Annotated in this window: 14 protein-coding genes; 4 read left to right on the forward strand and 10 right to left on the reverse strand. The window is 33.9% G+C overall.

The features are described 5' to 3' along the window. The first annotated feature begins 92 nt into the window (after window positions 1–92). Window positions 93–230 carry a hypothetical protein gene (locus NEF87_RS07710; protein WP_371805868.1) on the forward strand — a complete coding sequence of 46 codons (138 nt, stop codon included), beginning with the start codon at window positions 93–95 and terminating at the stop codon, window positions 228–230. A gap of 84 nt (window positions 231–314) precedes the next feature. Here the strand turns inward: NEF87_RS07710 and NEF87_RS07715 are convergent, their stop codons facing one another. Together NEF87_RS07715 and NEF87_RS07720 are read right to left on the reverse strand one after the other, a co-directional pair. Next, the gene (locus NEF87_RS07715; protein WP_371805869.1) at window positions 315–800 is read right to left on the reverse strand and encodes an Lrp/AsnC family transcriptional regulator; all 486 of its coding nucleotides are present in this window, start codon (window positions 798–800) and stop codon (window positions 315–317) included. A 284-nt stretch (window positions 801–1,084) separates the two neighbouring features. Next, a complete protein-coding gene (locus NEF87_RS07720) occupies window positions 1,085–1,960 on the reverse strand; it encodes a CPBP family intramembrane glutamic endopeptidase (protein WP_457919325.1) in 876 nt (291 codons plus the stop codon). A 100-nt stretch (window positions 1,961–2,060) separates the two neighbouring features. On the opposite strand from NEF87_RS07720, the gene NEF87_RS07725 reads away from it, so the two are divergent. Both NEF87_RS07725 and NEF87_RS07730 read left to right on the forward strand, forming a co-directional pair. After that, the gene (locus NEF87_RS07725) at window positions 2,061–2,891 is read left to right on the forward strand and encodes a translation initiation factor IF-2 subunit alpha (protein WP_371805871.1); all 831 of its coding nucleotides are present in this window, start codon (window positions 2,061–2,063) and stop codon (window positions 2,889–2,891) included. A 36-nt stretch (window positions 2,892–2,927) separates the two neighbouring features. Continuing rightward, the gene (locus NEF87_RS07730; protein ID WP_457919326.1) at window positions 2,928–3,122 is read left to right on the forward strand and encodes a nucleolar RNA-binding Nop10p family protein; all 195 of its coding nucleotides are present in this window, start codon (window positions 2,928–2,930) and stop codon (window positions 3,120–3,122) included. Between the two features lie 15 nt (window positions 3,123–3,137). On the opposite strand, the gene NEF87_RS07735 is transcribed toward NEF87_RS07730, so the two are convergent. The 4 genes from NEF87_RS07735 to pcn all read right to left on the reverse strand — a co-directional run bounded on the left by NEF87_RS07735 (window position 3,138) and on the right by pcn (window position 7,567). Then, on the reverse strand, window positions 3,138–4,058 hold the full coding sequence (locus NEF87_RS07735) for a DNA replication complex subunit Gins51 (RefSeq protein ID WP_457919327.1): 921 nt from the start codon (window positions 4,056–4,058) through the stop codon (window positions 3,138–3,140). A 51-nt stretch (window positions 4,059–4,109) separates the two neighbouring features. Continuing rightward, window positions 4,110–5,384 (reverse strand): DNA primase small subunit domain-containing protein, encoded by a 1,275-nt coding sequence (locus tag NEF87_RS07740; RefSeq protein ID WP_371805874.1) that lies wholly within the window; start codon window positions 5,382–5,384, stop codon window positions 4,110–4,112. Between the two features lies 1 nt (window position 5,385). Further along, on the reverse strand, window positions 5,386–6,645 hold the full coding sequence (locus tag NEF87_RS07745) for a hypothetical protein (protein ID WP_457919328.1): 1,260 nt from the start codon (window positions 6,643–6,645) through the stop codon (window positions 5,386–5,388). Between the two features lie 136 nt (window positions 6,646–6,781). Next, window positions 6,782–7,567, reverse strand: coding sequence for a proliferating cell nuclear antigen (pcna) (gene pcn / locus NEF87_RS07750; protein ID WP_371805876.1), 786 nt, complete (start codon window positions 7,565–7,567; stop codon window positions 6,782–6,784). A 150-nt stretch (window positions 7,568–7,717) separates the two neighbouring features. Here pcn and NEF87_RS07755 point away from each other — a divergent pair, with 150 nt between their 5' ends. Next, window positions 7,718–8,065, forward strand: coding sequence for an RFA2 family protein (locus NEF87_RS07755; RefSeq protein ID WP_371805877.1), 348 nt, complete (start codon window positions 7,718–7,720; stop codon window positions 8,063–8,065). A 37-nt stretch (window positions 8,066–8,102) separates the two neighbouring features. On the opposite strand, the gene NEF87_RS07760 is transcribed toward NEF87_RS07755, so the two are convergent. The 4 genes from NEF87_RS07760 to NEF87_RS07775 all read right to left on the reverse strand — a co-directional run bounded on the left by NEF87_RS07760 (window position 8,103) and on the right by NEF87_RS07775 (window position 12,329). Continuing rightward, entirely contained in the window at window positions 8,103–9,407 is a 1,305-nt protein-coding gene (locus NEF87_RS07760) for a hypothetical protein (RefSeq protein ID WP_457919329.1), read from the reverse strand. Window positions 9,408–9,631: 224 nt separating this feature from the next. Further along, a complete protein-coding gene (locus NEF87_RS07765; RefSeq protein ID WP_457919330.1) occupies window positions 9,632–11,080 on the reverse strand; it encodes a B12-binding domain-containing radical SAM protein in 1,449 nt (482 codons plus the stop codon). Between the two features lie 184 nt (window positions 11,081–11,264). Then, window positions 11,265–11,819 (reverse strand): GNAT family N-acetyltransferase, encoded by a 555-nt coding sequence (locus tag NEF87_RS07770; protein WP_457919331.1) that lies wholly within the window; start codon window positions 11,817–11,819, stop codon window positions 11,265–11,267. A 60-nt stretch (window positions 11,820–11,879) separates the two neighbouring features. Continuing rightward, on the reverse strand, window positions 11,880–12,329 hold the full coding sequence (locus NEF87_RS07775; RefSeq protein ID WP_371805884.1) for a hypothetical protein: 450 nt from the start codon (window positions 12,327–12,329) through the stop codon (window positions 11,880–11,882). Window positions 12,330–12,381 lie beyond the last annotated feature (52 nt).

A 12,381-nucleotide genomic window follows, 5' to 3' on the forward strand; every position in this document is an offset into this window, starting at 1 on the left:
CCTGTGAAGTTATAGAGGACCATTGTTACCTCACCATTTAATAAGAGGGTTTACCAAATTACAATAACAAACAAATTTTTTGTGGATCAACAATGGGAAAATTGAATCAATTTTTATTAGTCATAGAGAATCGGTTATTTGACATTGAACTGGACGAAGAAATCCAAACCCTTGAAAACGAAGTTATTCCCTACATCCGAAACAATCCAAACTGGTTATATCACAGTTGATGTGACTTTTTTCACAGTTTTTATAATTTAAATATTCTAAAATAGCAGATCTTGTTAAATAAGAATAAAAATGAAGAAAAAGAATTAATATTTCGTTTTAACTTCCTTGGTCACGAAGCAGGTTTCTTTGATCGAGACTCCGGAAATTTTCGAGATTTGATCTTCTATTAAAGGATCCAAATGTTCGAGAGAAGGCAATTCAACTCTTACAAAAACACCACAATCGCCACTAAGTCGCCAAATGTCTGTTATAGCATCAATTTTAAGCAATTCTTCAGTAATGCTTTTTATTTTATTTAAGTCAGGTTGTATTTTAATTGTTGCTTTGGTTGGATTATCAAGGCGTTTTTCATCTAGAACGATAGTAAATTTTCGGATAATTTGATCCCGAATCATTCGATTGACTCTTCTTCTGACAGTCGCTTCAGTTTTCCCAATTTCATCAGCAATTTGACGATAGGAAGTGCGAGCATCATTCTTTAAAATGGAAATAATATTACGATCGATAAGATCAATATGGGGTTTTTCTTCATGCTCCATATTACCACCACTATTATAATTAGAAATCATTGAAATGTCCTCACTTGATTTAATTTAAAATGAATTAAAAAATTATTGGTTTTGATCATTATAAGGCTTTTTCCCGAAATTTAGTGATAAAAGTCAATGATAAAATTCAATTAACAAAATTGAGTGATATATTTTTGAAACTTACATTTTTGAAAAATAGGAAGTTCCCTAATTCAATGCACTTTTTTCTAAATTTGATATAAATTATGGATGATATTGATGAATTTTCTACAAAAAAGAATCAATAAATTGATATTATCAACACTCTATTTTGAATTTGATTTTTAAATGATCCAAGGCATTGCGACAAAATTATACATTGAATGAATCACAAACCCAAGTATCAATGATTCTCCCCACTCATTTCGCAAGAAACACAAAAATAAACCGACAAAAAAAGCGGAATAGAAAATCATGAAACTGAAAACATGCCAAAAAGCAAATAATACAGCAGAACAAAATGCTTCAATCAAGATGAAATAATTCCGATTTAATTTTTTTGCAAATTGATTCCATTCTTTAACTCTAGAATAAAAAAATCCGCGAAAATATAATTCTTCGACTAAAGGGGCTTGAATACAGGAATAAAAAATATAAGCCCATGTTGATTTTTCGGGAAACCTCACAACTAAAGGATTAAAATCAATTAAAACATTCAAAATACTTAAAATCAAGATAAAAATTAATGCAATGGTTAAAATTTGCACCCAACGATGTTCTTGAACAGGTTTTTTTGGTAAATGGAGTATGATCTTTGAAAATTCTTCTTTTAGAACACCTTTCTGAAATATCGAAAGCCAAAGTAACAAAAGAGGATAGGAGAGAAACAATTTCCATGTTATTGGAAAATATTCAACTCCCATGATTATAATAGCCGTACCCGTAATAAATATAATAATTTCCAAACCCATTTGATGCAATTTTAAAGGTTTATCATTAAATAATTCGATTTTCTCCCACTCAAAAAAATCAGAATCAGTCCCTTCTGCAAAAGTGAACCATCGTAAAATCGCTTTTTCGGGATTTTGCTTATTTTTAAATAATCCAACGAGCACACTGATGATTGCAGCCGCTAACAAAATCCCCAAGGCAGCTGCTAAGAAATTAAAATCCACTGCAGCCATCATATTAAAAGCTTCAATTTTGTTTAATAAGATCATGTTTTTACGAAATTTCTAACAAGAAATATATTGAAAAACAAAGTTGTTCACACATTACAAAATACCAAAAATTCATAATTTAAGGTTCATTATTTGAAGTATGTTAAACCGAAACCCCTTCCCAACTCCCGGTGAAGTTGTTGTTTGTCGTGTTACCAACGTGCAAAGAGGTTATGTGCAAGTTGAACTAGAAGATTATACTGGACTCGCTCATGAACAACGCGCTCAAGGAATGATTCATATTAGCGAATTAAGCAACCGCTGGGTTAAAAATATTAATAGCATTATTGCAAATGGCCAGCGAGTGGTGTTATCGGTTCTTAGAGTCAATGAAGATCGAGGATACTTAGATTTAAGCCTCAGAAGAGTCAATAAAGTCCAAAAACAGAACATTATGAACTCGTGGCGCTATGAAAATAAATTGGAAGGTTTGTTAAAATTCTTTGCCGAACAAAATAAAATTGAAATGTCTGAATTATTTGATAAGGCTATCTGGCCTCTGGTTGATAAATATGGTGATTTACATACCGCATTTGAAGAGATCAAAGAAGAAGGTAAAGATGAACTCTTAAAAGTCGAAGAAATAGACATTCCAGAAGATCTCATGGAATCACTCTACCAATTAATTGTTGATAATGTAACAATTTCAAAAGTGAATATGACCGTAGAATATGATGTTCGATCCCAAGATGGAAATGGAATTGAATTAATAAAAGAAGCCTTCAGAGGGGCGGGAAAACTCCGAAAAGCTAAAGGGATTGAAACAGAGTTCACTTATATTGGTGCACCGATTTATCGATTGGAATTAGAAGCCAAAGATTACCAATCCGCTGAAAAACATCTCGCAAAAATTACCGCAAAAATCGAAAATGTTATCGGTTCTAATGGATCTGTTGAAGTAATGCGAGACAATTTATCCAATAAGCAATAAATTTTTTTCTTCCTTAACTAAATTATCGTGATTATCATGCCCACACATCTAAAACGTTGCACGAAATGTATGAATTACACAATTTCTGAAGCAAATTGTAAAAATTGCAATTCACCAGTTGAAAATGTGTATCCTCCCCGTTTTTCTTTGCAAGATAAATATCAAGATTATCGTATGGAACATTTCCGAAAGAAGATGCATGAGAAATTTCCCGACCTAAAGAAAAAATAAAGTTCCAATAATCCCTTAAATCTCAAGCATACTTGCAAGATTTTCTTCGATTAGGATATCAGCATTTTTTTGTGGTAAAAAAATAACATCTTCTTTATTCAAAGGCCCATAAATTTCGAGATCTACGCCTACGATGGGTGAAATATCGCTTAAAATGCGTACCGTAGTATATTGAATGGATTTATATTCTTGAGGGGACACTCGCGCTACTGAATGATCATTTTTCCTCGAGAGAACCAAATCCAATTCATCCAATATTTCAGCAGGAGGCGTATCTTCATCGAGAAGCTCATCTTCAAGATTTAAATCATAGGGAAATTCTTCCGGTATGTCCATTTTCTCCTCTCCAGAATTACCCAATGAAGAATTTGGGGCGATTAATTTAGATGAAGATTCCATATTTGAAAGTACTACTTCTTCTTGAACATTATCATCGGAATTTTGAGTTACACTAGATATTTTTTGATTTAATTCAACCAACGTAGAATCGGATAAAGAAAGGTCATCGGATGAAGAGAAATTTTTTGGAAATGCCTTATTTTGGGGAGTGAGTAAATCATCTAAGACCATATTTCGAGAAGCTTTATAGCCTCGAAAGGATGTAAAAAGACCACGATAAAAATCAATTTCTTCAGGAAGTAAAAATTCTTCTTTGATTTTTTTCTGTCGACGACATCGTAAAATAATTCGATCCAATCGCGCATCTAATAAATCTTTGACCATAAAATTGATGTTCTCGAGAGTTTTAAAAAAGATTTCTTGTATTAATTTATCCGATGAATTTTCAAGTTGATTTTTAATGGACACCACAAGAGCCCGAATATTGGGAATAAATTTATCATTGTTTGGGATTTGAATAATATTCTGAGATCGATATGATAAGCGCCAATATTTAACCAAGTTAACGTAAATTTTATCTTGAGTTTGTGAATCCATTTTTATCCCACATTCTTATGTTACAAAGCTAAATAAGATCAGAATGTTTTTTTAATTTCGTACTAGCAACGCAACATCTTTACACAATAAAAATAACCCTGCATTTAACGGAAGAGTAATTTTTTCTCCCAAAATATAAGGCCCGTATTCCGAATCCCCTATTCGAATCTTTGGAGCTAATGGAGCGGTAATTTGAATAGTTATTGTATTTTCGGAATTATCTGGAAAAGCCAAGCCGTCCACGAGAGGATCATAATCTTTTAAAGTTTCATAGGGGACACTCATGACTTTAAAACCGGCCTTTCCATGAAGTGATCCATTCAAACGTATCAAACGGTGAAGATCAATACTAACTACAACATCAATATCAGCTTTAATATGATCCCGTAAAATGTAGAAGATTCTGTGCCATGAACTGTCATGTAAAGTCGGGATGTCCCAAATTCGACTTTTTTTTTCAATAGCTGTAATCAATTTCAACCGATAGTTAAGAATTTTTTCTATGACAGGTTTATTGAGTGCTCTTCCATAAATGGGGTTCTTAAAATAATGCCAAATATTATTTTCGCCACTCTTTAATACCCGATAAAACTCCCTAGTAATCTTGGATGGCCATCCCGGTTGATCCAGAGTAAAACCTTGCATCACATTCTGGGTTTTTTTAAAGTTCCAAAGTTTAAAGGAGAATCCTTCTCCCGTTACATAATCCGCAATTTCACGACGAGCATCTTGATCAAGATGTAACCAAGCATCTCCATCAAGATGGATGTGATAACCTCGATGACCTGAAAAATTAAGCTGAATCGCCTCCAAGGGAATAGCAAATTCACGAACCAGAAAGTTTTCCACTAAATTAAATGCTTGCTGTTTGGAAACATTTAAGCACTCATCGCAAAGCCAAAGAATCTTGGTAAACTTCGTACCATCACATTTGGAACATTTTTCTGGTTTTTCTCCCTTTTCTTTATTGCCACAAGCCTTGCAAATAGTATAATTATGATCACTTCGGCAAGCCGTGGGTATATGATCGGCATCTATATCGGTCACAAAATCACAGCCAAGATAGCCTTTATCTTCCATTTTTTCGGCACTTGGTCGTTCATAATAAGTAGCACTGTGATAACTATGGCGCGGTCCATGGGAGATCAGATATTGTAATAAGAAATCTTTTGAAGGATATCCAAGGTGACGCACCATTCCAGGATGATCCCATCTTAAAAACGCAAATTCCCTCTGTGGAAGTGAAGCAGTATCGGGAAATTCGCGAATATGGGCCCGGTAATAGGCACTGAAAAGCTTCTTGATATAGGCTTGTGTGAGATTCATTTTATTTCCTCGAAGTTTGGGGGGGGATTTTCGATTGTTTTTCATTAATTTCAGTTTTCGAAGTAATGGTTTGTTCCCCTATTGCAATTTGTGTTCGATGAAGTCTATTTAATTCGATTTTCTTCCAAAATATGAAATCCTTCGCCGGATTTTGCATTTGAACGATTTCGCCGTTTCGTTTTTTAGCCCCTTTTATACACAGTTTGTCTCCAAAATCTTTATGGTCTGCATAGCATAAATGCAAGGATTTTAATTTGGAACATTTGAACATACTATATTTTTTCCCTTTTCCTCCAGATCCAGCTGCAAATTCCACTTGATATCGAGCAATACTTTCATCAAAATCTGGAGATGTCCGAAAAAGATCCACAGTTTCTTCTATGGTGTGATTGGTATTTAAGTAAAAAAAACAAATGGCCAATCGCTCATTATGAGATAAATTTTCACCTTGAAGCATTCGGTACAAAATTGCTTGAATACATGGAGCAAAAAGATCTGATCCTATCTTTTCACCATCAGATATCAAAGAAGATTGGAAACGAGACATATTTTCTTGAATTAATTTTTCAACTTCTACTAGAATTTCTTTAATTTTTGGAATTTGTTCCATTTCTTCCGCTAATTCTGGGGTCATATCTTTAAAATCGGGTTGAACTTTTTTTCGAACAAATTCACGAAGTAACATTACAACATCAGGTCGAATCAAGAAAATCTTTCCATCTTGAAATCGTTGATTCACCAATTTCCACTTACTATCACTCAATCGGGCTGCGGACATTAAATAGGAAGCAAAATCCATTTCAAAAGAATATTGGATTTTTTCAATGAACTCAAACCCCAAATTACAATCGATGCCTACATTTTTACAAATTTGCTGAATTAACTTATTAGGATAAGTCCTTACTGCCCCTGTCTGCGCTAACACCCTTTTACAATGTTTTGCATAGATATTCGAAAGTGCATTAGCCAGTACTCGATTTTTTAACATACTAATTAAAATTTGTAAAATGGGATACATCGCTAAATGAACGATATCATCTGTTGGTGTCTGAAAACGTTCTTCATTTTTCACGGCACTTTCAAAAAAGAGTAAAATTCGATCTTTCAAATCAGGATATTCCCTTAACAGTCTCTGAATAATATCAACAATTGATAAAGAATTAAGTTCATCCACTGTGATTCCCGCCCGATTAAATAAAACGTCACTGCTTCCATTGAGCCATGGAAACTGATAGTAATATTTCTCCGGAATTCCATCCATCCTTCATCATTCATCCTTTTATGTATTCTGCTTTCCAATTTCTTTACTTATATTATGAAAGCGAAATCAATAAGATATTCCATTTGATTTTAGTGAAAATAAAAAAATAACAATAAAAAGAAAAAGAATGAAGAATCTAATCCTCATACATCGAATCATCATCTTCTTCTACACGTGGAGCGAGGAAATACATGATTCGACTGGAATTAAGGATATCAAAAACCATTTTTAACGGAGCCTCAGACTTGAGCTCCATTTCGACCTTATCCGCAATTGCAGATACCTTTAAAATATTTTTCAAAAAGGAAATCGCAAAAATCCCCGTGCTCTCGGCCGAAAATTCAGAAGATTCTAATTCTTCCTTCTCAAGAACATATTCCATATCGCCAATATTTCCAGTGGTTGAGAAAATAAGATTCTCTTTGGCTTGAACTTGCAACACTTCTGCAAAAATTTCAGCATCTTTGATAGCTTCATCAAGATTTTTAAGCCCCATCCGAACTTTATTGTCAAATTCCATGGCTTCTAGAGATTCCAAATTAATTTCTTCTCCTTCAATATCGATGAGAGATATGGTAAATTTGCGTGCTTTTTTAGCGGATTCAGGTTTCATTTCAATGATTAATTTTTTATCCTTAGGATCATGAATAAAGGAAATTTCATCATTGCTTCCACTCCTTTTGATAATCTTTACTAAATCCTCGAGATTAATCCCCAATTCATAATTTTGATCCGCTTCAAATTCATCTAAATCTTCTTTAACTAGGGATAATGATACAAGACAAATATGGGATAAATCCATCGCAGTTAATGTAATTCCTTTATCTGGATCTACCTTTAAGAGAGTCTCACTAATGATGGCAGAGACTGCTTCAAACATTCCTTTCACAATCCGGGCATCTTTTATTTTAGCTTTAAACATTTTCTTTATTCCTCATAATATTTCAATCTATATTACTTTCCTCTGTTTTTAAAATCAAATAAAACCTCATGTTAATCTATAAATAACTCTCAAAATTACCTCTCCAATAACGGATTTTAAATTGGAAGATGGTATTAATTTATTATAATAATGGCATTCGAATATGAAAATGAAGTACAAAGTAAGGATTTTTTCCAAAAACGATTGGTTAAAGATATCCAAGCAACAGATAATCAAGTAACTCTTACAGGATACGCCCGGAATCTTAATGCTAGTGATGAATTTAATTTAGATGACACAACGGGCCAAATCAATATTCGTGATATCCCAGATGAAACAGTCGCAATTAAAGAAGGAAAAATTTTTACGGTGTTAGGAAATGTATCCCTTGATGGGGCAGGAACCAAATTTATCTCGGCTCAGTTTATTCGAGATGCTGAAGGCATCAATTTTGAGTTATATCTTAAATCTATGGAGCTTTTCAAAAAGATTATCTAAAAATAAAAAAAAATAGAAAAAGACGAAAGGGTTTCATCTATTGAGAAATTGTTGTTTGAGGTATAGCAATCTCTTTTTTCTTCTTTGCAAATCTTGAAGTTTCAGTTAGGAAGGTTTCTACCCGACGGATGATGTCCTCAATAGAAAAGGCAAAATTTTTACGTTCCCATAACTTTAAGATGAAAAACCATTCGATAAACACAATAAACTCAAAAATGGCAATCATCCAACCCGTAGTATAAAAGGCACCTCCATTATACCAATAAAAGAGTTTATACCACAAGATAGAATTAATCCCTTCTAAGAAATATAAAGATAAGGACACTTTGCCATATCTGCGCAACATTTTACTATTACGAGCATGAATTCGGGTCATTTTAGGAGAAGAATAATCCATCTTGATCAACGTGGTGGTGACTATCATTTGACCCCCTAAATTGAAACAATATACATTTATTGGAATGTGTTCACCAGCCAAATCCGCTACATAGTCAAATCCAGCAAAAATAGTGTAAAGAAATATGCCTAAGAATATTAATCCAAATCCATATCCAAATTTCGCAATTGATTTATAGGATTCTTTGTTAGCCAATGCAACCCCAATAACTGCTCCAAAAACGCCATAAGCAACTTGAGGGAAGAAACTGTGGCGACCACCTATGAATTTGATAAAAAGCAATTGTTCTGCATATCTTCCTTGATTTCCTAAATTTTCTATAACTACTTGTTGATCACCAACAATTTGGAAAAGAATTGCAGCAACCACGAAAATTCCAATCCCTATTCCAATAAGCCATCCATAAGTTTGTTTGATGGATTTATTCTTTCGTTTCCACAAAACATAAAATATTGTACAAATTACCCAATTTGAAATGACAATGGATTCCAAAGTCCCCACAGTGAAGAAATGAAAGATGCTTGGCAACGCCCAGATATCAGTCTCCAGGGAGCCAGTAATTAAAGAGTGAGTTATTTCACTGGTTGTACCCGACAATTGGTTTGAAAATAAAAAGAAGAACAGATATTGAGCAAGAAGGATCATAATTCCTCTAATTATTTGTCGTTTGTATTTCAGAGCCATAAGAGTTTCATCTTGCTCACGTTGAACCGTCAAGGAGTAGGCGACTGAAATTCCGCTTAAAAAAGTAAATAATGCACCCCAAATCATAATGATGATGAAGGGGATGAATATAATAACAAGAAATGTGGGAGTTTGATCCCACAATCTAACAATGTGACTTCGATCTTGTTCAAAGACACGCATCACCAAAGCGTGCAAAAGAACAACATAAAATATTGCAAAGCCACGAAATGTATCTATAGACATTAGACGTTTAGCCATTTTTTATCAATCCATTCAACCCATTTTTGTAGTTTTAATTCAATACCTATCTATTTATATAAATTTTAATTTGACTAATAATAAATCATGTTATTTCTACATAGTTTTGTGCAAATAAGTACAAAAAAGCTCAAATTATTAACTTATAATAAACCATAATTGTGGCGAGAGTTATCATTATTCCCGAGACCAAATCTTAGCAAATTAAAAAAAAATGATTCACTCTAACTAGCAATTATTGGGGGATTTCGGAAGATTTTTTTCTCCGAACTCACCCTTTTTAACCATTTTAAGTAGGGACGTTCCCACACTAACCAGTTCCGATTTAATTTGTTGGCATATAACCCTACTATAAGTCCTATCAAACTCCCCCTAAATAATCGCCGAAACACATGAGTTAATTTATAAAATTGGGCATGGGCAGAGATTTGGGCTTGTTGCAATTCCCACATAGTGAAATGTTCAGGTTTAGGGGTGAATTTAACATGATGAGTATCAAATTCATCCCATTTTGTATCAATAAACCGATTTTCTTCAATAACTTCTTGATAAAACACCGTTCCAGGAAGCGGAGTTAGAATTAGGAATTGAGCGGTTTCAATTTTGGATTTGATTGCAAAATCAACGGTTGCTTGAGTGGTTGCTTTTGTATCACTATCAAAACCAAACACAAACATTCCATGAATATGAATTTTACGTTTGCGAATTTCTTTGATCCCCCACCTTATATCCTCCACCGATTGGGCTTTCTTCATTTCTTTTAATGATTCCGGATTGATAGATTCTATACCAATATACACGGTTACACATCCTGCTTTCTTCATTAAATCTAAAAGTTCAGGATCCTTGGCAATATCGACTCGTACTTGGGTACTCCACCTGAAAGTTCCCCCAAATTCTTTTTTATGGGCAATCATCTCTCTTAGTAAATGCTTTGTGCGTTCTTTATTTGCCGAAAAGTTGTCATCATAGAAAAATATCACATGTTTTTTTGGATGATACTGTTTCATTTCTTCAATGATACTTGCGACTGAACGAAAGCGGAATTTTTTCCCAAACATCGATGTAACGGAACAAAATTTACAATTAAAGGGACATCCTCTGCTTGCTTGCATTGGAATGGTAGGTTTCATTGTAATACCATTCATCTTTTTTCCACCGGTATCCATTAGAGAAAAATCAGGGAAAGGAAGACTATCTAAATCTTCTATGGGTCGACACAACTCGGTGTTTCGAATTTTACCATTTTCCATCCAAGTAAGGGAAGGAACGTTTTCAAGAGGGGTCCCATCATTTAAAGCAGCGACTAATTTTGGAAGGGGAATTTCACCTTCACCTCGTATACAATAATCCGCATGACGCATCGCTTCTTCAGGAAGAGCTGTCACGTGTGGTCCTCCAATAACGACCGGGATACCTTGTTCCCGATAATAATCAGCGATTCGGAAAGCTGCAGGGGCAGTAGTTGATATAGTTGAAATTGCAACGAGATCCGCTTGGATCCGTTCTTCAATAATTTCATTAGTTTTTCGAAAGTAAACTCGTGTGTCATAACCAGCTTGTTTCATTATTGTGGCTAATAATACTGAACCCAAACGCGGTAATTCAAATTTGGAATATATATGGAGTTTTTCAGTTTTTGGTTCAAGGAAAATAATTTTTTGTATAGTCATAGGAAATCACTTAAATAACTATGTTGAATTAACAAGTTTAGTAAGTAGAAATAACAAACACAAATATTTAAAGTTGTTGGATCTACATAGTAAAGATCAATAATTCAATCCATCAGAATTCGGTTTCAAGTCTCCCTATATATGGATAAATTGGAAAAAAACGCCATATCTCTTAAAATTGATTTTATTTTTGATTTTTCAAATCCCAATCTTTTCGGTAATAGGAGTAATATAAATCGGCAAAGTAAACGCCTCCAGAATAGCCGGCATCCCCAATTGTAGCTTCCAAAGTAAATCCAACACGTTCAACACACTTCTGAGATGCTTTGTTGGGTTCATAAATGAGGGAGGCAATTTTATTCAAATTCAATTCCCCAAAACAATAATCCACAATTAATTTGGTGACTTCTGTTGCCAAACCTTTCCCCCAATATTCAACTTCACCAATTAATGCTCCAATTGAGGCTTTACGACGCATCCAATTTATGCCATCGACATGAACATACCCAATTGGTTTTTTATCAGCTTTATGCCACACTTCAAAACCAACATAATTTGTTTTGGGATTCCCAATGGATTTTTTTATCTCTTCCAAGGGAATTGGAATCACATTCCCTAAATATTTGCGTACCCGTGAATCATTATTCCATTTGAAATAGAGATCTACATGATTTGAATTCAATGGAACCAAATTTACCTTTTGGCCAGTTATAAACCCAAAATCTTCTGCATTGTCCATAATTAGAAATAGAAAAAATAGCGTAAAAAAGTTTGGATACTTTCAGAGAAAAAGGAACATTTATTTACCATTCATCGATTTCGCAATCGCTTTTTCTTCCTGCTGGATCATTTTCTGCAAATTTTTAATTTCCTTCATCTGAAGTTTTGTTTCCCGGTTCAATTCGGAGTCGATGTTCTTAAGCAAATTTTGAGCATTTTTTTCTTGCGTCGTTAACGCTTTTATATAATTATTTTTGACTTCCTTATGGACTTGCTTCTTTTCCTTGAATGCTTCCTTTGCCGCAATATACGTCTCTTCAGCAGTAAGAAGATGGGTTTTTTTTGCATTTAGATCATTTTCAATGTTTTCAACTTCTACCCCTTTGGTAGTTTTGATCTCATTGATTTTTGCTTCTTTATCCTTAATAGCAAGGTCATGTTTTTGGGAATATTGCACCTTTAAGGATTCAATTTGTTGCTGAATTTTGGCGATATCAGCTTTATACCGATTGATGTTATCTTCACTCATAAGCATCTACACTTTTATAGATCGTAAGACATTTATAAATGTTCTCTTCGCA

It is taken from the genome of Candidatus Lokiarchaeum ossiferum (assembly GCA_025839675.1).
GTDB classification, from domain to species: Archaea; Asgardarchaeota; Lokiarchaeia; order Sigyniarchaeales; family Promethearchaeaceae; genus Lokiarchaeum; species Lokiarchaeum ossiferum.